The 20971-nt window shown below is 43.5% G+C and carries 28 protein-coding genes, 3 tRNA genes and 1 pseudogene; 20 read left to right on the top strand and 12 right to left on the bottom strand.

All coding sequences use genetic code 11. The features are described from left to right. Positions 1-46 precede the first annotated feature (46 nt). The 7 genes from IC007_RS05615 to IC007_RS05585 all read left to right on the top strand — a co-directional run bounded on the left by IC007_RS05615 (position 47) and on the right by IC007_RS05585 (position 4243). Positions 47-121: transfer RNA gene (locus tag IC007_RS05615), tRNA-Arg, on the top strand. 59 nt (positions 122-180) lie between these two features. Then, positions 181-780 carry a class I SAM-dependent methyltransferase gene (locus IC007_RS05610; protein WP_054845631.1) on the top strand — a complete coding sequence of 200 codons (600 nt, stop codon included), beginning with the start codon at positions 181-183 and terminating at the stop codon, positions 778-780. Positions 781-832: 52 nt separating this feature from the next. Then, entirely contained in the window at positions 833-1753 is a 921-nt protein-coding gene (locus tag IC007_RS05605; protein ID WP_149528478.1) for an NAD-dependent epimerase/dehydratase family protein, read from the top strand. Next, positions 1728-1955, top strand: a complete 228-nt coding sequence (locus IC007_RS05600; RefSeq protein ID WP_054845630.1) for a hypothetical protein — start codon at positions 1728-1730, stop codon at positions 1953-1955. The genes IC007_RS05605 and IC007_RS05600 overlap by 26 nt, the downstream gene beginning before the upstream one ends. Before the next feature lie 58 nt (positions 1956-2013). Further along, a complete protein-coding gene (locus IC007_RS05595) occupies positions 2014-2583 on the top strand; it encodes a hypothetical protein (protein ID WP_054845629.1) in 570 nt (189 codons plus the stop codon). Beyond that, positions 2580-3152 carry a hypothetical protein gene (locus tag IC007_RS05590; RefSeq protein ID WP_149528477.1) on the top strand — a complete coding sequence of 191 codons (573 nt, stop codon included), beginning with the start codon at positions 2580-2582 and terminating at the stop codon, positions 3150-3152. The genes IC007_RS05595 and IC007_RS05590 overlap by 4 nt, the downstream gene beginning before the upstream one ends. Continuing rightward, the gene (locus IC007_RS05585) at positions 3125-4243 is read left to right on the top strand and encodes an ATP-binding cassette domain-containing protein (RefSeq protein ID WP_149528476.1); all 1119 of its coding nucleotides are present in this window, start codon (positions 3125-3127) and stop codon (positions 4241-4243) included. Before IC007_RS05590 ends, IC007_RS05585 begins: the two co-directional genes overlap by 28 nt. A gap of 97 nt (positions 4244-4340) precedes the next feature. Here IC007_RS05585 and IC007_RS05580 read toward each other — a convergent pair whose 3' ends face one another. The 5 genes from IC007_RS05580 to IC007_RS05560 form a co-directional block, all read right to left on the bottom strand. Continuing rightward, positions 4341-5441: an MFS transporter gene (locus IC007_RS05580; RefSeq protein ID WP_054845626.1), complete on the bottom strand. Its 1101-nt coding sequence runs from the start codon at positions 5439-5441 to the stop codon at positions 4341-4343. Positions 5442-5689: 248 nt separating this feature from the next. Continuing rightward, the gene (locus IC007_RS05575; RefSeq protein WP_054845625.1) at positions 5690-5875 is read right to left on the bottom strand and encodes a hypothetical protein; all 186 of its coding nucleotides are present in this window, start codon (positions 5873-5875) and stop codon (positions 5690-5692) included. Positions 5876-6307: 432 nt separating this feature from the next. After that, a tRNA-Glu gene (locus tag IC007_RS05570) sits at positions 6308-6404 on the bottom strand. An 80-nt stretch (positions 6405-6484) separates the two neighbouring features. Beyond that, a tRNA-Leu gene (locus tag IC007_RS05565) sits at positions 6485-6569 on the bottom strand. A gap of 35 nt (positions 6570-6604) precedes the next feature. Then, positions 6605-6874, bottom strand: coding sequence for a stationary phase-response protein (locus tag IC007_RS05560; protein ID WP_054838775.1), 270 nt, complete (start codon positions 6872-6874; stop codon positions 6605-6607). Positions 6875-6919: 45 nt separating this feature from the next. Here IC007_RS05560 and IC007_RS05555 point away from each other — a divergent pair, with 45 nt between their 5' ends. Further along, the gene (locus tag IC007_RS05555) at positions 6920-7279 is read left to right on the top strand and encodes an Sjogren's syndrome/scleroderma autoantigen 1 family protein (protein ID WP_054845624.1); all 360 of its coding nucleotides are present in this window, start codon (positions 6920-6922) and stop codon (positions 7277-7279) included. On the opposite strand, the gene tmk is transcribed toward IC007_RS05555, so the two are convergent. Then, entirely contained in the window at positions 7251-7814 is a 564-nt protein-coding gene (gene tmk, locus IC007_RS05550) for a dTMP kinase (RefSeq protein ID WP_054845623.1), read from the bottom strand. The genes IC007_RS05555 and tmk overlap by 29 nt on opposite strands. 77 nt (positions 7815-7891) lie before the next feature. Beyond that, positions 7892-8452 (bottom strand): hypothetical protein, encoded by a 561-nt coding sequence (locus IC007_RS05545; RefSeq protein ID WP_149528475.1) that lies wholly within the window; start codon positions 8450-8452, stop codon positions 7892-7894. 54 nt (positions 8453-8506) lie between these two features. Between IC007_RS05545 and IC007_RS05540 the strand changes: the two genes are divergently transcribed. Genes IC007_RS05540 through IC007_RS05525 form a run of 4 tightly spaced genes read left to right on the top strand, consistent with a single transcriptional unit; the run spans position 8507 to position 10083 of the window. After that, on the top strand, positions 8507-9019 hold the full coding sequence (locus IC007_RS05540; protein WP_054845621.1) for an ATP-binding protein: 513 nt from the start codon (positions 8507-8509) through the stop codon (positions 9017-9019). Then, the gene (locus IC007_RS05535) at positions 9010-9504 is read left to right on the top strand and encodes a CDP-2,3-bis-(O-geranylgeranyl)-sn-glycerol synthase (RefSeq protein ID WP_054845620.1); all 495 of its coding nucleotides are present in this window, start codon (positions 9010-9012) and stop codon (positions 9502-9504) included. The genes IC007_RS05540 and IC007_RS05535 overlap by 10 nt, the downstream gene beginning before the upstream one ends. Before the next feature lie 8 nt (positions 9505-9512). Then, on the top strand, positions 9513-9848 hold the full coding sequence (locus tag IC007_RS05530) for a hypothetical protein (protein WP_054845743.1): 336 nt from the start codon (positions 9513-9515) through the stop codon (positions 9846-9848). 19 nt (positions 9849-9867) lie between these two features. After that, positions 9868-10083 (top strand): hypothetical protein, encoded by a 216-nt coding sequence (locus tag IC007_RS05525; protein WP_054845742.1) that lies wholly within the window; start codon positions 9868-9870, stop codon positions 10081-10083. A 405-nt stretch (positions 10084-10488) separates the two neighbouring features. Here the strand turns inward: IC007_RS05525 and IC007_RS05520 are convergent, their stop codons facing one another. The 3 genes from IC007_RS05520 to gins23 form a co-directional block, all read right to left on the bottom strand. Beyond that, positions 10489-10647, bottom strand: a complete 159-nt coding sequence (locus IC007_RS05520; RefSeq protein ID WP_149528474.1) for an AbrB/MazE/SpoVT family DNA-binding domain-containing protein — start codon at positions 10645-10647, stop codon at positions 10489-10491. A gap of 231 nt (positions 10648-10878) precedes the next feature. Continuing rightward, complete coding sequence (mcm, locus tag IC007_RS05515; protein ID WP_174861571.1) at positions 10879-12945, bottom strand: minichromosome maintenance protein MCM; 2067 nt, start codon at positions 12943-12945, stop codon at positions 10879-10881. Beyond that, complete coding sequence (gins23, locus tag IC007_RS05510; protein WP_054845619.1) at positions 12920-13462, bottom strand: DNA replication protein Gins23; 543 nt, start codon at positions 13460-13462, stop codon at positions 12920-12922. Before gins23 ends, mcm begins: the two co-directional genes overlap by 26 nt. A gap of 33 nt (positions 13463-13495) precedes the next feature. Between gins23 and IC007_RS05505 the strand changes: the two genes are divergently transcribed. From IC007_RS05505 to moaC, 4 genes are read left to right on the top strand one after another with little or no spacing between them, the layout of a single operon-like run. Then, entirely contained in the window at positions 13496-14005 is a 510-nt protein-coding gene (locus IC007_RS05505) for a THUMP domain-containing protein (RefSeq protein ID WP_054845618.1), read from the top strand. Between the two features lie 37 nt (positions 14006-14042). Further along, on the top strand, positions 14043-15302 hold the full coding sequence (locus tag IC007_RS05500; RefSeq protein ID WP_232049047.1) for an ORC1-type DNA replication protein: 1260 nt from the start codon (positions 14043-14045) through the stop codon (positions 15300-15302). Further along, positions 15299-15550, top strand: a complete 252-nt coding sequence (locus IC007_RS05495; protein ID WP_149528472.1) for a helix-turn-helix domain-containing protein — start codon at positions 15299-15301, stop codon at positions 15548-15550. The genes IC007_RS05500 and IC007_RS05495 overlap by 4 nt, the downstream gene beginning before the upstream one ends. A gap of 45 nt (positions 15551-15595) precedes the next feature. Then, on the top strand, positions 15596-16042 hold the full coding sequence (moaC, locus tag IC007_RS05490; RefSeq protein WP_054845616.1) for a cyclic pyranopterin monophosphate synthase MoaC: 447 nt from the start codon (positions 15596-15598) through the stop codon (positions 16040-16042). Here moaC and IC007_RS05485 read toward each other — a convergent pair. Both IC007_RS05485 and IC007_RS05480 read right to left on the bottom strand, forming a co-directional pair. After that, the gene (locus IC007_RS05485) at positions 16026-17306 is read right to left on the bottom strand and encodes a replication factor C large subunit (RefSeq protein ID WP_054845615.1); all 1281 of its coding nucleotides are present in this window, start codon (positions 17304-17306) and stop codon (positions 16026-16028) included. The genes moaC and IC007_RS05485 overlap by 17 nt on opposite strands. Further along, positions 17303-18298 carry a replication factor C small subunit gene (locus IC007_RS05480; protein ID WP_149528471.1) on the bottom strand — a complete coding sequence of 332 codons (996 nt, stop codon included), beginning with the start codon at positions 18296-18298 and terminating at the stop codon, positions 17303-17305. Before IC007_RS05480 ends, IC007_RS05485 begins: the two co-directional genes overlap by 4 nt. Positions 18299-18586: 288 nt before the next feature. Here IC007_RS05480 and IC007_RS05475 point away from each other — a divergent pair, with 288 nt between their 5' ends. From IC007_RS05475 to IC007_RS05455, 4 genes and pseudogenes are all read left to right on the top strand, one after another. Beyond that, positions 18587-19036 (top strand): hypothetical protein, encoded by a 450-nt coding sequence (locus IC007_RS05475; RefSeq protein ID WP_149528470.1) that lies wholly within the window; start codon positions 18587-18589, stop codon positions 19034-19036. Positions 19037-19196: 160 nt separating this feature from the next. Beyond that, a complete protein-coding gene (locus IC007_RS05470) occupies positions 19197-19430 on the top strand; it encodes a hypothetical protein (protein ID WP_149528469.1) in 234 nt (77 codons plus the stop codon). A gap of 4 nt (positions 19431-19434) precedes the next feature. After that, positions 19435-20238 (top strand): annotated as a pseudogene (locus IC007_RS05460) (ABC transporter ATP-binding protein). 4 nt (positions 20239-20242) lie between these two features. Beyond that, positions 20243-20893 carry a hypothetical protein gene (locus tag IC007_RS05455; protein ID WP_054845612.1) on the top strand — a complete coding sequence of 217 codons (651 nt, stop codon included), beginning with the start codon at positions 20243-20245 and terminating at the stop codon, positions 20891-20893. The last annotated feature ends 78 nt before the right edge of the window (positions 20894-20971 follow it).

Raw genomic sequence — 20971 nt, 5'->3', positions numbered from 1 at the left:
TGTAACAATATATATCTTTATAAGAAATACTCTATAAGCTTTAAGAGGGCCCGTGGCTCAGCTAGGGTAGAGCGGGGGCCTTCGGAGCCTCAGGTCGGGGGTTCAAATCCCCCCGGGCCCGCTGGTTCTTTTACATGTTTTAACAAAAATTTTAAAAATTATATTTTATAACTAAAATTTATGTCGAGCGAATTCTTTAAGGAGACGCATCCCGAGCTGAAGAGGCTTGGAATAGAGATACCTGAGATGGAGAAGAGATATCCAACGCTCATGAGGATGGGAATTTCACACGATGACATGATCTACCTTGCGAGGAGGATCTCTCCTCTACTTCAGGGCTCCAGAGACATACTTGACATAGGGTGTGGAAATTGTTTAATAGCTACCCTAATAGCTAAGTTGATTTCGTCAAAGATTTTCGTAATTGATGAATGGAAGGAAATGAGCGTGGATACGGCGAAGAGGAACGCAAGTATAGATAAGGTGGAACTCGAAATAGGAGAAATGAAACAAGATCAAGGCTTACCATATAAGGACAACCATTTCGATGCTGTGTATTCAGTTATGTTCCTCTTCAACGTCCCGAAGGAGAGGAGAGACTTGCTTTTAGAGGAAACCAGAAGGGTTCTGACTCAAGACGGTAAATTCGTGGTAGTTGACAACTTCATTTTCAGGGGCAAAATGAAGAGAGAGCTAACTTCTCACGGGTTCCAGCAGCTTTGGTACGGAGAAGAGAACGCCTTCTCCTTCTTCCTTTTAAAAAATGTAAAATCCACCTAGATTTGATGAGATTCCGATAATAATTTTAAAATGATCATAACACAGTAAGCACATGATCGCCATAACCGGAGGAGCAGGGTACATAGGCGGGCATTTAACTGATACATTAATTGACGAAGGATATGACGTGATGATAATAGATGACTTGTCATCAGGAACATATGTTCATCCCAAGGCAGAACTTAAGAGATTTGACCTAAGAGGAGGGAACGACCTGAAGCTTGATGGGGTTGACGTAATCTATCACCTAGCTGCGAACCCAGACGTAAGAACTTCCATGATGGATTCCATAGAACACTTCGACAGAGACGTGAAGGCTACATTCAACCTACTGGAAATAGCTAGGAAAAATGACGTAAAAACTGTGATATTCGCTTCGTCTTCCACGGTGTACGGTGAGTCTAGAATACCAACTCCTGAATGGGCTCCTATAAAACCAATTTCCAACTACGGCCTCTTCAAGGTCATGGGAGAAGACATGTTAAGGTTTTACTCCAACAACTATGGAATAAGAGGTATCTCGGTGAGGTACGCTAACGTCACTGGAGGAAGGGTATCTCACGGTGTTGTAAAGGACTTCATCGAGAAGCTAAGGAGGGATCCTTCAAAGCTTGAGATACTTGGAAACGGTAAGCAAAGGAAAAGCTATATCTACATAGAAGACGCTGTCGATTCCCTCATTTTCCTCGAAAGTTATTACAAAGGTAAGTATGACGAATTCAACGTGGGCAACGAGGACTGGATAACCGTAAATGAGATAGCTCAAATAATAGAAGAGGAAATGAAGTTAAAGCCAGCTCACGTGTACAAGGATGAGCTAGAAGGTAGGGGATGGAAGGGAGACGTAAGGTTCATGCTATTAGATTGCATGAAGATTACTTCTCTCGGGTGGAGACCGAGGTTAACGTCAAGCGATGCGGTTAGGTTAGCAACGAGGGACTTAATTCATGGATATAGGAAACGTGAAAATTAAATTAATTGGCGTCTCGCTCCTTGTAATTTCCGTATTTATTGTGTTCTTATCGTTCGGAATCATTTTCTTGAACTTCCATCTCACAGTTGGAGATGTGGACGTAGCTAAATATTTCATAAAGGTATTAAATTTCCTCATAATCTTAGGCATCTTCGGTTACTTAGCTTATATAGGTTTAATAATGTTAATATCTAGAAAGTAACACAAAGGAAGGATCATTAAAGATAATTTTTAAACTGTTGAAAATAAATCTCCGTATTATGGAGACGAGGAAAAAAGTTCTATATGCTTCTGTATTCTCTGTGGCTTCCTTCGCTGCCGCAGCTGCGATTGCTACTACCTTCAACGGATATGCAATAAACGCGTTTGCAGACCCGATAGCTAACCTGACTTTACCTTTAATAATTCTTGCTATTGGAATACAAATAATAAATGAGAAATACGGTCCTATACTCATAGCTTTAATCAGTGCGTTGCTTTACACAATAGCTTTCCTTCCCTTCCTCTCAGTTTCCCTCCTCGCCGTAGGTATAATAGTGGAAATCGTAACAAGAAAAATTGGTTATAGGAGCCTGAGCGCGGTTATTACTTACACTACAATAGCAGGAACAGGAGAAGGCATACTGAGCACTTACCTAGCTTACTTCATGGTAAAGGTCCCGGTTCCAATGCCAGGGTTGTTGGATTGGGTGGTCTTCTCAGTTATCATGGCAATTGAAAGCGCTGCGATGGGAGCGATCTCGTTTAAGGTAGGTAATTACGTAATAAGGAGTGGGGTAATAAAAGAAGAGAGAAAGAAGGCACAGGAAAACAAAGTGAACCGTCGTTGAAAGCCTCCTTTCCATACGTGATCTCTCTCGCCTTGCTAATTTATATTTCATCCCTTTTTCAACCTTTGATCGCCTTCGCGAGCACCTTGATCTGGAACAGGAAAAGGGTTTCCGTCATAGAGGTAATAATAGCTGTCTTGTCATCAGTGATCCTTTTCTATCTAGGTAAGGTTTACTTAGTGTCATTCACCTTAAGGGTAATCACGCTAGTCAACCTTTACCTCATCTCCTCACAGTTGATCGACATCAAGTCTTTGATAAGCCTAACAAAGGGGAAGGCAGTCCCGGTGATAGTTGCGATGGCGTATTACCCCTATTTTTACGAGGTCGTGAAGGACATAGTGAACTACGCCAAAGCTAGAAGAGTTAAAATATACAGAATAGACAAAATCCTATTACCCATAATCGTGTTCATAGTCAAGACAGCTGAAGACCTCTACCTTACAATGACATTGAAGCTGAACGGTAAATATAAAGGAAAATTCGAAATAAGACCCAGGAGAAACGATATTATACTGCTGGTCTACGGGGTCGGAACTATTTGCTTGTCGTTGAGCCTTCATTTCTGAAGGGAAGGATTGAGCTCCAGAAAGACGAGGTTGTAGGCTTGTTCGGAAGGAATGGAGCTGGTAAGACAACAGTGATGATGACCGCTTTATGTCTAATGGAGGGTAAGGTCAACCTAAATGGAGAGGACTTCTGCGCTAAGCCCGACTATACAAGGATTGGATATGTGTCCCAGAACCCTAACTCACAAGTCCTAGGAGAGACTTGTGAGGATGAGATAGAGATACTTTCCAACTTCGTGGATTCAGATCGAGAGATAGCGAGGAAATTAATGGGAGATTTCTTCTCTGTCCCTTTCAAGAGGCTCTCGGACGGGTACAAGAAGAGGTTCGTCCTTTCGTCAGCACTGTCTACCCACCCTGAGTACCTCCTGATTGACGAACCTTTCGCTAATTTAGACGAAGAGGGGATATCGACGTTAGTGAAGGTCATCCCAAGAGGAACTTTGCTTTCAGAACACAGAGTAAAGCAGACCTTATCGCTTATTGATAGAAGTTACCTAATAAAGGACGGAAACCTCGTGGAAAAGGATAAGGGAGCTTTCCTCGAAAACAACTTCCTGAGGAGAGAAGGATTGAGGGGGTTTGAGATAGATCCATTAGAGACCAAACCTTCACAGGAGGTGCTGACACAGTTCAGGGTCAAAGGGTCTAACGAGTTTCTACACAAGGGCGAATCGTTATGTATAAAGGGAAAGAACGGTTCAGGGAAGACCACGACTCTCAAAGGACTAATAGGAAAGAAGGACGTGTATGTAATCTTTCAAAACCCTGATCTACAATTTTTTAATCAAACAGTAAGAGAAGAGATGAAGGACCCAGAGGTAATGAAAAGATTGGGGCTATGGAAGGAGGCTGATAGGAGCCCTTATTCCCTAAGCCACGGGGAGAAAATGAAGGTCCTCATAGGGTCAGCCATCTCGTCAAAGTCGAGGGTAATAGCTCTGGACGAACCAGCGTCAGGACTGGACGGCTTCTCGTTGTTGGAGTTCAGGTCAATCCTACAGGGCGTATTAGAAGAAGGAAGGGGAGTCATAATCACTACTAATGACGATGACATAATTCCTCTGTGTAACAGAGTAATACAACTTTAGGCAGGTAAATTCTCATGCTCCGTGGCGAGTGTATGTCTCTTTCTATCTATTGTATTCAGCGTATGCACAGCAACATGAAAATTAGTCTCTCACGGTTTCACTGCATTCTCTTACCCTTAGTTTCTGCCACTAAAGTAAGGCTCAGTAATGTGACAGCGATGTAAGGCAAAGCTACTACTGATACTCCGTAATTTGTAACCCTCAAAACCGCCGGGGCAACTGTCCCACCTATTATGCTTGCCACCTGATAAGAGAAATTGGACACTGTAAAGCGGTATTTCTTATCAAATAATTCAGTGAATATCGACGACTGTGGCGCATATAGAGACGCGTCAGAAACTGAAAGCAACATTTCTCCCAGCACGAAGTTAGAAGGAAATAGAATGGATCCAAAGAGCATGATCCCTGCTCCGATGAGGACTACCATTCGTCTGCCTATTACATCGCTCAAATACCCGAACATGGGCATTAGAATTAGTTGTAATGATACGGCTATTATGACAACCATGGAGACTGCACCAGCAGAGATGGACTGTGAAAAGACAAAGGAAGTAAAGATGTAAAAATTTGCGCTTTCACTTATTTTTATTCCTATAGCTTTTAACACGTTACTCCAGTCATTCCTTATAGCATTAAGGATAGGGATGCCAGAGTTATTTTCCATATCAACGCTTTTCATATCCCTGACGAGCGAAATGGAAAACAAAGAGATAATTATGGGGAATATCAAAGAAAACCTCCACTCTCCCGATGACGAGGTTGAGAGAAGGAATATTGAAAAGGAAGACAAGATTACTGAGATCGGAACAGCTAATTGAATCATGCTAGTTGCAAGTCCTCTGAACTTAGATTCGCCGTATGCCTCGGCTATGACCGTGCTAGCTCCTCCCCATTCACCTCCCAAGCTTAGACCTTGAAGGAACCTGAAGGCTATGATAGAGTAATAGTTGTATACTAGAATTATTAATAAAGAGGAAACCACTAGTATTGCTGTGGTCAGAAACAAAGCTACCTTCCTGTTGACCTTATCTCCAATGTAACCGAATATCATACTTCCTGCTATCCTTCCTACGAAACCTAAGGCGAATATTGCCACACCGCAAAAAACAGGGAAGATGAAGAGGGAAAGCTGGGAAACTAGGAAGAAGGAATACCACTGGGAAATCGTCAAAAGCAAATTTCCCAGAATCAACCTCATGAGGATAAGAAGTAAGTACTCTTTAAAAATACCGATCTTTCGTGCTTAGGCTGGTTCCTCTAGTCACAAACCTGATTAATCACTCCAAAAACGGAATTCACGTTACCGTGTGAGGAAACAAAAGTGTTTACACGGAAAAAATGAATTTATAATGCGCCTAGTTCTATTACTATCATATAGCAAATATAAACTAAATTATTATGTGAATATTATGTGGTCAATTATAATAAACTATCTTAAAACATTATTCAGCTAAACACCACGATCCCCTGTTTAGCCGGCTTCTTCAACAGGGACGAGTTGCTCTGCTGGACGTCCCCTGTGGCTAGCTGGTTGTAAGTGGCCTTGTTTATTGTGTAGGAAACCAGGACTGCGGGTACGTAAGTAGCATAAGACTTCCTGCTAAATAACCCCCATTTCTGCTCTATGCACAAAGCGTTCTAGACTATCTCAGCTATCTGCAACGCGAGGGCTGCTATCACCCCATATATCCCAGCTACTTCATCTCTCGACATGCCCAATTTAATTAAAGCTTGAGTTAATTCCTCTTCCTGTGATATTTATCTAAAAATAAAAATAAGAAGACTTAAATCCTTTTTGTATATAACTCATATAGTCTATATACATGTACAAACATGTTGCGGGCAATTCTGATCTTTTATATCTGACCTTCAAAATGCCTTTATTAGTCAAGTAGGTATTGTACTCGACTGTTAACCTATATGGAAAACCTGAATCACCTAGGAAGAGCTTCAACAGTGTACAGAGAGTCTTGAAGAAGTATTCAGAGAATGTACTCCTAAGTCTTCTTCGAGATAAAGATTTGTTGAGTTGAAAAGTTAATTAAGTTCCTTAGGAAGAATTAGTGCCGCGGCCGGGATTTGAACCCGGGTCACGGGCTCGAAAGGCCCGCATACTTTCAGCGCAGGACGAACTTGCATGACCGGTCTATACTACCGCGGCAACCACTATCATCTTGTAACGTCTATGCTTTAAAGTTAATGCCTTGGACAGAAGCGAAAACCTCAAGGAAATTAAAAAGATGCGGGGGGTGGGATTTGGACCCACGCAGGACTGCTCCAACAGGGCCTAAGCCTGTCCCCTTTGGCCTAACTCGGGCACCCCCGCTCTCCAAAAATACTTCTCCTCACTGTATTTAAAGATTAATCTCTTATCGTTTCTAGCACGGATACAACGTTCCATATGGAAATTCTAGCGTGCATGGGCATGTTAGGGTCTTGACTTATGTCCTCTAGTATTCCTATAGCGTTTGCAGCTCTAACGGCGTGACTTATTCCGTTGTCCTGTAGGTTCCTTATTGCGTCTGTTGCAGCTCTTCTTATATTCCTCGGAACGCTTGTGTCGTTCACTATCTTTTGAAGAAGGATCACAGCTTGCTTTAGCTTAGCCTCGTTATCGTAGGGGGATGCCATGTTTTCACCATACTATTTTTTATCTACTGAGTTTTAGGTTTATTTATGTCCAGCACAGAACAGAATGTTAAGAAAGCGGCAGATCTTTTAAGACAAGGCGCTACCATGCTGAGCGACGCTTGCCCCCAGTGCGGGATGCCGCTCTTCAGGCTGAAGAACGGGGACGTTTTGTGTCCTACTCACGGCAAAATTTACTTGGTGAAGAGCGATGAAGAGGAAGAGGCAATAAAGAAGAACGTGACCATGGACAAGGTGGAAGACATCCTCGTGAATAATTTGTACTACCTTTCAAGCAAGGTAAAGGAAGACCCGATGGATCAGGACTCCCTCATGCAGGTAATTAGATACCTTGATGCAATAGAGAGAATAAGGAGAGTTAAGGTAACCTCTCAAGGAGGTAAGTGAAGACCCTCTCCTGGATTTCCTCGATTGGCCTGTTAGCGTCGACTACCAGGAACGTGTCCCCTCTAGCTAACTCAAGGTATTTCTCCCTGACCTTTTCAAGCAACCTTCTTTTTTCCGGGAAATCGAAGATGTCCCCCTTCTTTATTCTCGACACTGCTACGTTAGGGTCAACGTCCAAGAGAACCGTCAGTTGTGGTTGAGGAAATTTAGAGTTGACCAGAGCTATCCACTCTTTCTCTATACCCATCGCGCTTTGATACGCTATGGTGGAGTGTACGTACCTATCTGTGATCACGACCTCTGCGTTCTGTTCCTCCATCCACTTCACGTGTATCCTCCTATCTGCAGAGAAGAGCAACGTCAATGCTACGGGGTCGTTCCACCCGAGCCTTTCAATCATCCCGGTTAGCTCTGGAGTGAAAGGCTCTTTAGTGTAAAGAGACCTCCTCCCGGTCTTCTGTAACCTCTCCACTAGCTTCAAAGCTAACGTGGTCTTCCCCGACCCGTCTATTCCCTCTATAGAGACTAGGAACAATCTGTTAAATGTGGGAAACAGACGTAATATGGTTTTCGGTTAGCTAAGAGTAAATGGACACACGAGACTCGACTTCCTCATTCCCTGGAAGCCCTGATAGCTATCGCGAAAGCTGCCCTTAAATCAGCGTCCTTTATGTTGTTGAAGTGGTTCCTTGAACTAGACTTGAACTCGTTCACTTTCTTAGCGTCGGGGAAGAACTCTCTCGTGAAGCTGAGGACTTCATGACCGAACACGTTCCCGGTACCTATTCCTATTAAATATCTCTTGTGCGGGTACGCCGATATCACCTTGGCGAACAGCGTGCATAGGGACTCAATGTCGATCCTGACGTAGTAATCTATTAGTTCTCCGTCTCCGACTATTGCAACCGTGTTGTAAGGGGGATTGGTATCGACCCCTATTAGGAGCTCGTTGAACTTCTCCTTTCTCCTGCTGAGCACTGCGACCTTCCCGATAGCCGGAAGAATGTCGTCTTCAGACCTGACCTTCACGGTAGCTTCAAACCCCTTATCGTCCCCGTCAGTTAGGACTATGTTTCCGTCGTTGACCACTCTATACCCCTTTGATTTGAGTTCCATAAGGAGGGCATGATATAGCTTAGGGTCTCTTACGTTTATGGTGATTCCATCTACCACAGATTAATTAAGGGAATAACGTTTTAAATACTTTCAGTAAAAAGTCGAACAGTATTGAAGATATCAGAGTTCATCTTCTCCAAGGGAAACCTGGTCTCTATATACGGAAAAGCTGGGGCTGGGAAGACGTCACTGTCGCTTCAGGTGACTAACGAGGTCTGTCCTTCGCTTTTCATTTCAGAAGGTAACGATTACATGAGGAAACCCGTGTTAAGCTCTAAAACGAAGTTCGTTGAGGTCTCCTCGACTTTCGAAATAGCGAAGGCTGCAGTACAAGGGGTCTCTGGCATGAGGTTGTTAGTTATAGACCCCGTAAATAGGTCATACAGGAGGGAAAGAGATTACATGGACTTCATGAAGCTAATGACGTTACTCACTTCCGTATCGTTGTCAGGTGTAAAAGTCCTCCTTTCGTGGGAAATGACATGGGGAAATCAAGTAAGCGGAGAAAAATTCATGAGAAGGGTCTCGGACGACGTCATTCTCATTACAGGGACCAGTTTGATAGGAAATTTAAGGGAATGCAGGTTCAAGATATATCGAGATAAAGTGATAGGATGCTTATAAGCCTCCTGATAGGTTTGGTCATGTACCTCCCTGCATTTGCAGCTAACGGAGGGGCGACTTTCGTTAGGAACGGCACTCCAATAGACTTCCACAGGAACTTCACAGATGGGAGAAGGGTTTTTGGGGACGGAAAGTCGTTCGAAGGGTTGCTGCTCTCAATCACCTTCGGGACTGACGTTGGGATAATCATATCCAGGTTCCTTGGGCCGCACTGGATATGGATAGGCTTTGTGGAGTCCGTCTTCGCTATGGTAGGGGACATGACTGGTGCTTTCATAAAGAGGAGGCTCAACATACCACGTGGGGGAAGGGCTTGGGGCTTGGACCAGCTGGACTTCGTCTTGGGTTCCACTCTAGCCCTAGTAATCCTGGGGGAAGTGCCGACGCTTTTCCAGTTCGCCTTCGTCGCGTTTATAGCTTTCCTCATGCACATGGCGACGAACTACGAAGCATATCGATTAAAAATTAAAACTGTTCCGTGGTAATAGTATCAATGCCAAAGCCTCCAAGGGAACAGAGCAAGTTTTACAGCCAAGTTATCTCAAGTTACACTACGATCGTCCTCGTGCTTTTACTCCTGGTCGGAATAATGGGAGTCATCGCGTTTCCATATTACATATCGCCATTATCAAGCGGGGCGTTCTCCTCTGCACAGTACCTAACAGTTGGTGTAATAGTGATAATCATTATTCTTACTAGTATCCTGCTCATGGAAAGGAAACAGAACGACCTCGCTTCATTCGCCATAATAACCGCTATGATAATCCTCACTATCATGGTATGGAGCATATATGGTGTACAGATGGTTAATTCTATATTCCACACCTGAAAGAGAACTGGTGATAGAAATGGAATCTTTCAAGGTCAAACTTTCTTCCGGCAGAGAAGTTGAGATAAACGAGGAAGCAGTCACAGTATTGAATGAATACGTAAGGACACAGATAACCCTCGAAGAGATGACCAGAAGACTTGGACTAACTAGCTGGGAGGAGGCGTATGAGCTGATAAAACAAGTCCCTGCATGGGTAATGTGGACTCCAATATCGATCTATAAGAGGACTTAATCTCAACCCGTGATTGAAAGCAGGGATTGCAACTATCTCTCTGTATATGTATATTATACGTATTTTTGTCTCCTCTTCTTGTTTCTTCAGGCTCAATAGGTTTTATAAGGGCAATTCAGGTTACCATTGCAAATTGTAATTATGGCAAAAGTGGATCAGATAAAGGAAATTGTTAAGCGTGAGTCCTTCTATTCCATACATAGCTTTCAATTAAATTCATTCATGTTACTTGGGTAATGAGTTTGAGTCTTAAGACTTCTACCTAGTTGAGCTCCTTTTTTCACAAGCTTCCTCATGCTCACATGATTATTGCCGTTTCTTATACTATTTAAAGGAACCCTGGACTCAAAAGGAGAGAGGAAGAAAAACTCAAATTTAACACAAAGAAGAAAATTTTATAAAAAATTATGATACCTTAAGTATGTTCAACTTTAATTGGTTGGTGCTCTCGTCGTATACTATCTTCACTAGATCTCCTTCCTTCACTTCCACCCTTTGCCTTATCCTTGCTGGTATAGTAATTTGATAATTTCTTGATACCTTTACGATCTCTTCTGTTGACATGTTTCCTCCAGAAAACTTACTGAGTACTACTTAATAAATTTTCTTTAAAAAGGTACATCTAGCTATAAAAAACTCTAGATATGTAACAAGGAGATATGAGCATAAATACTAAACTTATTGCTGAATGGCTTTTACCATGTTTCCGACAAGTTTCAAGGAAAAACCAACCGGTCAAGATGGAGAAGCGTGCAGAGTGGTCTTAGCTCATAGAGAGATTTCCCTTATGAACCGTTACACCGTCTTGTAACAGTCCGGTTTGCTTTCATAAATTAGCCCGCTCTTCTTCATGTCTTGGACCACCTTATGAACGCTGTCTCTATCTAAAGAACGCTTTTCTGCTTCCCTCTCTATTTTGCTTAACTTAGCGCATTCCTCCATGGACGATATGTCGTTTATTATCTCCAAAACTGCGGTCATCTTGTCCCTAGCACTCTTCGGTTTCCCGGTCATAATCGTGTCTATGTCCATCTTCCCCGACTCCACGTCCAAACCTACGTTCTCAAGGAATATTCTCATGATGTTTATCGCCCTCTCTGCGTCGTCACGGGTGACTACGTTTCTGAGCGACATCTTAGCGTAGGCTTCGCTCATCCTTATCAGGGCTTCCAGCTGTCTCGGTGTTATCAGGATAGGAGAGTCAGGACTCTCGCTACTCTTCTTTCTCATTTCCACGAAGAAGCTTTGGATTAGTTCCTTAGCTTCGTCCGAGACTACAGGGGTTACGTACTTCCTTGCATAAGCTATATATTTTTTCAACATGTCTATATCTATGAAGCCCTCTAACCCCTGTCCTCTATGTACGTTAAGTATGTAGTCCGCGAGTAGCTTATCGTTATCGCTTGGCTTGTCTATCAAAATGAATATCAAGTCGAACCTTGAAAGTATAGTGGGTTGAAGGTTTATATTATCGGAGATAGACCTCTCCGAGATGTAACGCCCCAGCTTCGGGTTGCCTGCAGCTATGATAGTAGCCCTAGCATTTAACTTGGCCACTATGCCTGCCTTAGCTATTGAGACAGTCTGTTGTTCCATAGCCTCATGGATTGCTACCCTGTCCTCGTCCCTCATCTTGTCTATTTCGTCTATGACCGCTATCCCTCCGTCAGCTAGAACTAGGGCTCCCGCCTCAAGGTAATAGTCTCCGGTGTTCTTCTCCCTCACCACTGCTGCAGTGAGACCTGCTGCGGTTGACCCCTTCCCCGTGGTGTATACTGACCTTGGGGCTACCCTCGCTGCGAACTGTAACGTCTGTGACTTTGCGGTACCCGGGTCGCCTATTATCAGAAGGTGTATGTCTCCCCTTATCCTAGTTCCGTCCTGCATTACCTTAGGGACTCCTCCAAACAACGCTAATGCTACGGCTTCCTTTATCTCATAATGCCCGTAGATTGATGGGGATATGGACGAAATTATTCTCTCCTTTATCCACGGATCTTTCGCTAGATCCTTGATTTTCTCCTCGTCCTCCTTCGAAATCATTACTTCGTCTAAAACTTTCTGTGAGATCTCAACGCTGTTTACCTTCATATGAAAGTCGAAAACCGACCTAATACCCCTCTTAATGGGGGAGTCTTCTTTTATTTCTAACACACCTACCATTTTTATCCTATCACCTGGCCTCGCTGAGTCCACCAGGTCGTCCTCTAGGATTGCCTCTAACTGCCTGGGCAATTGACCTGCAGGTATTTCCTCGGGTTTTTCCTGAATTACTACTTTTTGCCAGTCAACTATTTCGGATTTCTCTTTGATCCACTTAAACTGACCCGGTTTGCCACACTTAGGACACATCGCGGGCATTTCAATGGTCTCTTGCAACTCTTCCCCGTCAGCGGGCCACTCGAACTCCTCTCCACATCCTGGAGGTATGTGTTGAAGCCATATTCTAACGACCCTTTCTTTCACTGGCGTCGCTCTGACCAGTATCCCCTCAACGCTAATCAGCTTGTTGATGTCATCACTACGTATCTTCCTGAGCTGAATAGACCTAGGTACATTAACCAGCCTTACATGCACCTTATTTACTTCAAGTTGGTAGTCGGGGTCAATTTCTGCTATGTGGTCGAAGAGCTTCCTCTCGGCTAACGGAATTGCGTGTTTCGCGTCTACAATCATGACATTTGCTAGGTCTTCGCTATATGACAGGACATCGTTGAAGTCTACTTCGATGCTCTTGTTCCTGTAACCTATCATTTTATTTATCTTTTCAACGTATTTCCTTTCCCCCCTCCTGTCTGTGAACGACGTTATGAAGTCTATGAACGAATCTCCTATGTCAATCTGTTTTTCCATATATTTCACCGCTAATAGAGCATAGTATTTCTCTTATAGAGCGAAATATTAAAAGCTCTTCCTCTGTCATCTTCTCCATAACTTTCTCGTCGTTTATACCAAGGAGGCTCAACTGGACTACCTTTCTAATTCTCACCATAGAGATCTCCGTCGCCATCGATGTTACCTTTCTTACTTGCTCAAGTGACTCGATGTCGTTCTTCTCCTTCAGGGAATAGACCAGTTCTTTCACTTTCTGATATATTCTCTCGTCAGTCTTCGTAAGAGAAGCTGGGACGTTGGGTTTCTGCTTCTCCTGAAATAATATCCTCCCGAGGTCGTCTAAGGTTAAATAATCAATTATCTTCACTATTCCATCCTTCTGTAGCCTCTTAGCCAACCAGTCCGGAAGCTCTGCCTCACTCCCCTTGTTCAGATGGATCTCTCCGTGAATTGTCTGCCTTGGTCCCCATTCTTCAAGCACCATCACTTTCCTCGAATCCGAGAGCAAAGAACTCCTTATAGCCTTGATCTTCGTCAGCATCATTATATTAAGCTAGGTAGCTGAAAGATAATAACTGTGAACTCTTATCCGAAAGTTATACTCACGACGGGTAACAACAAGGGAAGGAAGTGCGCAGCGGAGGTTTTAAACAGGGTAATCCCTTATGACGAGAATGCGAGAGTTGAAGAGGAAGTTAGAAACGTGATCTCAGTGTATTCTAAGTTGGACCCGCTTACTTTATACGGGCTTCTGCGTTCTGCTCCCCCTTCTTCTGCATTCAAGATATTCCCCTTAATGACAACAACTGGGGCTGACGCTAAAGAGGCTATAAAAGAAGGTATCATCACGCTGGAAAATAAAAAGATACAGAAGTTCTATGTTGAGTGTTATAAAAGAGGAGGGGAGATAAACTGTAGAGAACTGGAAATCGGCATAGGTATGGGGATGAGAGGAAAGGGGACTGTGAACTACACCGATCCAGACTCGGTGTTGTTCATAAACGTGATGAGAAATTTCATCGGGCTCTCTGTGCTTAAAAAGGGTCAAGAAAAACTTTCGGCTTCCACTCTTAAGTTAAATATCTGAAAAAACAATCCTTATCAACATAAGGGTGAAACTTTTGCTGAACAGCAATGGGGAAAATAGCAGACCTACAACTAAGGATATCCTGAACGACGTGATCAGCTCTCAGTCTTCAATTTTCTCATGTAGAAAGAAATTAGAGCTCGACTACGTGCCCAGTTTCCTCCCTCATAGGGAGGATAAAATAAAGGAACTGGGAATAGTCTTCAAGGACATCCTCAACGACGGCTACATTAGGTCAATAAGGACTGTCGTGATGGGGAAGACTGGTACCGGGAAGACTGCCACGACGTCAGCTTTCGAGAACGAGTTCAAAAAGATTGCTAACGAAAGGGGCTCTAAGGTAGAAATCGTTCACGTGAATTGCCATAAGCAGAGGACGCTTTACCTGATAAGCTTGGAAATAGCGAACAGACTGAGGTTACCGGTTCCCACTAGAGGGCTGTCCTCTCAAGAAATTTTCAAGATAATTCATGATTACCTCGAGAAGAGAAACATGCATTTGATACTCACCTTGGACGAGTTCAACCAATTCATAGATACCGCACCGCAGGAGGAGATCTATTTCCTAGCTAGGATCTACGACGAAATATCTGCTACTACAAAAAGAATTAGTTATATTTTTATCGTAAATGACCCGTATTCACTTTATAGGTTAGATAAGTCAATAAAAGATCATATAGTACAGCGTGTAATAGAGTTTTCTCCTTATTCTTCGAACGAGCTCTTCGACATACTGAAAGCAAGGACTGAGGAGGCTTTCGTTAAAGGCGCGATATTAGACGATGCATTAAGGTTCATTTCCGACATCTACGGGCAAGATAAGGGAGGAAGCGGAAACGCTAGAGCCGCGATAGAGACCCTAGTAGTAGCGGGGGAGATAGCTGAAAAACAAGGTGCGTTCATGGTAACTGTAGAACATGCAAAAGAGGCAAATGGGAGCGTGAACCCAGAAGTTCCACAGATCTTGGATAACTTGGTAGACGCTGATCTGCACCAGCTCCTGATCATCAAGGCGTTGATTCAGCTCGTGAAGAGAAACAGAAACGAGGAAGTGCAGATGGGTACTTTGGAGAACGAATACCAAAAGCTTTGTATCGACTTTGGAGAGGAGCCCAGGAAGCACACACAGATATATGAGAATATAAGGAGGCTCAGGCAGTACGGAGTCCTCAACACAAGACAGAGCGGAAAGGGTATGCGGGGGAGGACTACGTTGATCTCTTTCACTTTACCTCTAGACTCAAAGTTCGAGGACTTCGTCAACTCTCAAATAAGGGGGAGAATGTCATCACGATGACCACATCGAGATGGAAAGTGATACTGACCTTATTTGAAGAAGGGGACACAAACATCACTAAACTGTCGAAGAAATGCTCAATGAGATACGACGTGCTGAGGAGCGAGATCGATTTCCTAGAGAAGAAAGGAATCGTCGAAGTAATATCCGGAGAAAGCAGGGCAAAGGTGATAAGGCTCAACTATTCCAACCCGAAGGTCATAATTCTAAAGGACTTGATAGAGGAAGTTAAGGATATCTTTGAGTGATTTTAATTAGAAAGTTTTTAAAAAATAGAAGTCAAGTGTCTAAACATGGCAGAAACTAAGATGGTCGATATATCGCAAAAGAAGGAAGTGAGAAGGGAAGCTATAGCTAAGGGAAGAATAAGACTTAGGAGGAGCACAATTGAGCTTATAAGGAACAATCAAGTTGAGAAGGGAGACGTTGTAAACGTCTCGAAGACAGCAGGTATATTGGCGGTGAAGAGGACAGCGGACTTGATACCTATGTGTCATCCTATACCTTTAGAACATGTTGATGTGGAGTTGAATATAGGAGACGATTTCGTGGAGGTTACTTGTGAAGTCTTAGCACACTACAAGACCGGAGTCGAGATGGAAGCCCTAACCGGTGTGTCAGTAGCCTTGCTCACGGTATGGGATATGGTAAAGAAATACGAAAAGGATCCTGAGGGTCAGTATCCGGAGACTAAAATCGAGGACATAGAAGTAGTAAAAAAGGTTAAGTCCTCTTCCTAGTTCTCCTGGCTCTCGTTGTCCTTTCCTTCCCTTCTTCGTGCTCATCCGTTTCCCGTCCTTCCAAGTTTCCCATGACTTTGATTTCCTCAGGAGAGAAGCCCTCAACCTTCATGAATTTCATGAAAGGGACGTAGTCCGTTATGACCTTATCGGATGAGCAATGAGTGGCCTTCGCTATCTTCTCTGAAGCTGTCTTCAGCGCGTCCCTACTGTCCTTACTTTTAGACATCTGCTGTACGTATGTAGGGAACTGGTATTTCTTCCATTTAGCTTTCCATTGTCCACCCAACTTAGAGTACTCTGCGAAAGCTACACCTGGCCCCATGAGGTCAAACACGTAACTGAGGAGGTCCCAGTCACCTAGCTTAGACCTCTTCAGGAAAACTGACGCCCTACTGAGAGCATCGAACCCCCTGAAAACGTCCCCCATGTCGTCGAACTGAATTGGGACGTTCTCAGAAAGCCATCTCAGCAACAATTCGTAGTCTACCTCTGAAGTAGTTGCGGCCACCCTAGCCTGCCAGAAGTATTTGGCCCAAAATATTCCCCTTAACGTTTCGAATGGATCTAAAGTCCTGTCCTTTTTCCTGACTAGGTCTTTGACTAGATCCTCCGTGACTTTCCTATAAACCTCCGCTACGCTTTGCAACATGTTGATGGCGTACCTAGCGTCACCTTCACTGAGATCCGCTATTGCACCTATCCCTTTAGGATCACAAATCACCTTTTCCGCCTTGCATATCCTTTCCAATATTTTCTTCAAAGGTATCTTGCCTAACCTCTGTAAGTCTATCATCTTTGTAGCTGTCCTAAGTTCCCTTAACGACGGATCCCACGCATTGTTTGCGGTCAGAATTATCGGGAACCTAGATCTTTCTATAACATCTAATATTCCTGGTATCGCCCCAGCGTCTTGCCTACTGTTTATCCCGTCAACTTCGTCCAGGAGAATTAACCTTCCTCCCTTTCCGAACAAGCTACTTGAGGTGGAAGCCCTCTCGGCTATTTCTCTAATGTCGTTAAGCCTCCTGGAATCGCTCGCATTCATCTCCAAGAGTTCCATGTTGTAATCCCTCGCTAATGCCTCAGCAATGGTAGTCTTCCCTACTCCAGGAGGGCCGTTAAGCAGAACCGCCTTGTATTTAGGCTTCCCTTGAATCCAGCTCTCTATCCAAGACTTCAGCTCTTCCTTGGCCTCCTCCTGGTTTTCCACTTCTGACAGTGACTTAGGTCTATACTTTATGAACCATTGAAGGTTGCTCACTTATGCACACTCTCTCCCACATATTTGCTTCCCAATATGGAAAGTTTAGCTAAAACTGCACTTAGCTGAATATCATCATCAGCTCCTTCTATTATTCTAAACTCTGCCTCTCCCAAATAGTCTGCGATGACTACCTTCAGCTCCTCAGGTATCTTCAGGGAATTACCTCCCACTATCTCGCGGTGCATTTGTTTCACTATATCCTCTCCCGAGAGGCCGTAAGTGATCAGAAGTTCCCTTAACTTGCTTCTGGCGTTAGTGAAATCACCTTGGATCGCATAGTTCATCATTTCCTCTATTTCCTTAGGTTTAGCTAGACCAAGTACCTTGTAGACCGATTCGACCGTGACCTTGCCGTAGGCAGATGACGCCTGAAGCAGGTTTATCGATTTCCTCATGTCTCCCATGGTGACGTCATATATTGCGTTCAATGCTTCCTCGTCGTAAGATACCTTTTCCTTGTTTGCAATATACATCAGCCGGGCAACTACATCCTCCTTTTTCAACGGATAGAACCTAAATAACGCCGTCCTCGATTGGATAGGCTCGATTATCTTGCTCAGGTAATTACAAGCCAGTATGAACCTAGTGGTAGAGGTGAAAAGTTCCATCGTCCTCCTGAGGGCTTGCTGTGCATCTGAGGTCATGTTGTCCGCTTCATCAAGGAGTATCACTTTGAAAGGAACTTCCTTGCCAGGCAAGGCTCTAGCGAACTCTTTCACTTTATTACGTATCACGTCTATTCCCCTCTCGTCACTAGCGTTGAGCTCTAAGAAATAATCCCTAAAGTTCTCCCCGAACATGCCACGGACTAGGGCAAGAGCTATGGTTGTCTTTCCCGTGCCTGGTGACCCCGCGAAAAGGAGGTGCGGCATGTTCTTCTCTGAGATAAACCTCTTCAACCTCTCCACTATCTCCTTCTGGTTAACTACTTCGCTTAGAGTTCTAGGTCTGTACTTCTCGGTCCATAAAGCATCTTCAAGAGTACTCATGTGTTATTGTTTTAATTGATATGCCTATTAATGTATCCTGCCTTAAAGATCACAAGGAGAATCAAAAAGGTCATGAAAGAGATTTCAGTTAAAACGCACTATTTGTCTATATAATTCTACCTATAAACGAGATTAGAAGTTTTCCTTTCAGAAATTGTTGTTAACATGAAGACTATTCAGTTAAAGTCCTCTATTTAGTAAAAGTGATACTCCTCTTCAGATTTGACATGCTCAGTATTACCAGCAAAAAAAAAAACGCAGAAGTCTACCTATCTATTAGGTGATAAGATGGAAATAAAAACCGAAGATATAACTCAAAATGGAGATATTTTTGAAAAGATAAAAGGAAATATTTTATATAGACCCAATAACTTCAAAATAATAGACTATGGTTCAGTAAAGATGGATGAATTTGAGATAGGTCATGTAATTAGCGAAAAAGCAGAGGGTTATGAAGTAACTATAGACGCAGGTAATGGAACTCACTTCGTTGTAGTTGTGACTAAATTTGGAGAAAAATTGACCATGATACTAGAGAAATTCTGGAAAACCGAAAGGAGAGCTGATTCCATAGAAACTAACATGAAGGTAATGAAAATGCTTGAGGACGGGACTAAGCTAGTAAAAATAGTTGATGGCAGATACAAACTATCTAAGAATAAATTTGAGGGAGAAGAACTTGCAGAAAAAATAAGAACCGAGGGGTTCAGTTTTGTACATGTGGAGAGGGTGAGCTAAATGCCTTATTTAGACGCTGAAGCATATATCGGTTGCATCGACATAGAGTGCGACGGAAACCCCTATGAAATAGTAACTGATAACCTAGAGTGCGGATATGTATGCGCAGGCGAAGCAGCAGCGATATCCGCATGCGAAATTTTCTGCTAGGTGTAACGTAATGCCTACCTTGAGCCAAGAGATCACTTTTTTCGTTCTGCCCTTAGCTGTGTTCTTAGCCGTGCCTCTGATAATTTACGTAGTTAAGGTAAAGCCTAACAAGAAGGTAGGCGTGGCTCTTCTTGTACTTAGTGGGGTTATGGAAATCTTAGGTTTCTCCGGCTATCCTTTCATGATAATGGTAGGAGTTCTCACCTTCGTAGTCTCGCTGATCTTCCTTCCGAGAAGGAGGTGATATTGTGATCTCCCTAAAAGACGTTTACGCCGGTTACGGCAACAAAGAAGTTCTTCACGGGGTAAGTATGTCTTTAAACGAGCCAGGGATATATGTACTCCTGGGAAAGAACGGGGCTGGAAAGACCACGACCCTTAGGGTAATAGCGTGAATCCTTTCCCCGTGGAGAGGTTCGGTCTCAGTTGAGGGAAAGAGGGTAGGCTACCTTTCCCATTCACTAGGACTACCTCAAGAGATGACTGTGAGGGAAGCATTATCGTTCTTCAAGGAAATGATAGGCGGCGATCAGGATAAGGTAATCCAAGACTTGGAGCTTCAACCCTTGTTGGACAAGAAGATATCTCAGCTCTCTCAAGGTCAAAAGAAGAGGGTAAGCATAGCCAAGTCTATGATGCTGGACTACAACGTCATCCTCATGGACGAACCTACTGAGAACTTGGATCCTGAGGTCGCGTCTAAGCTCAGGCAGAGGATAACGCAACTCTCCAAGGACAAAGTGATACTCTATACATCACACAACTTATATGAAGCTAGAGAACTGGGTAGGTTCGTAATCGTTCTTAACGAAGGAAAGATCTCAACCTTCCTCCCTATAAGCGAGTTGAGGACATCGGATTACGAGATAGGAATAAGGGCTTCAGAGGACATCTCCGGCATAGTAGACTGTACTAAGAGAGGAGATTATTTCGTGATAAAATTAAAGGACCCAGAAGAAGTAAATCCGATCATCCAGAAAATTATGAACAAGAATATCAAGATATACGAGATAAAGGAAATGAGTAACCCTCTCGAGGACCTGCTCAGGTGATCTCATGATACCTTTAACTTTCCTCAAGAGAACTGTAAGGAGAAGCAAGACCACCACAGTGTATCTAATCGCGGCGTCCGCTGTGATGCTCCTGCTGAACCTCTACGAGATATTCAGGATCAGAGAGGATGCGTACTTCCTCTTGAGCTCATTGGTTCTATCTCCCTCGTTCTTCGGGATAACGTTCTCGTCTCTAGTGATATCGCTCTTCAATGACGACAGACAGTCAGGGCTTTTAGAGTTCTTGGTTTCGCAAGGCCTCTCTCCAGCGAAACTTTACGTTAGTTACATCTACAGCTTCCTCCTAATATCAATTCCAACTACAATAGTAGTATCAGCTCTACTGGGACTCCTGCTAAATAACTTGTATTACACCTTGATCATTCTAATCAATGCTATCGGAATCTCATGGATAGTAGTACCTATATCGCTGTATATTTCGTATTTTCAGGCTAATGTGGGTTCCTCTAGATCTCCCCTAGGCACATACATCGGATATGTAATCCTCTTCTCATATATTTACCTAGGAGTTGCAGTGAGAAGCAGTGCCATAAGCCAAGCCATGCTTTATGTAGGGGTCTCCACATTGATCCTCGCGATAGTCCTCACGTTCGTGTTAGGTAGATCCATAAAACCGGACAAATTGATTGCCTGATCTTCTTCACTTTTTAGAGGGCCCATAGATTCAAGACTCTATACACCACGCCTGAAACGTTCGACAGGATCAAGGCTC

Source organism: Sulfuracidifex tepidarius, assembly GCF_008326425.1.
In the GTDB taxonomy this organism is placed as follows: domain Archaea; phylum Thermoproteota; class Thermoprotei_A; order Sulfolobales; family Sulfolobaceae; genus Sulfuracidifex; species Sulfuracidifex tepidarius.
Note: the sequence above shows the minus strand (reverse complement) of the source record. Positions and strands in the feature narration are given on the sequence as shown.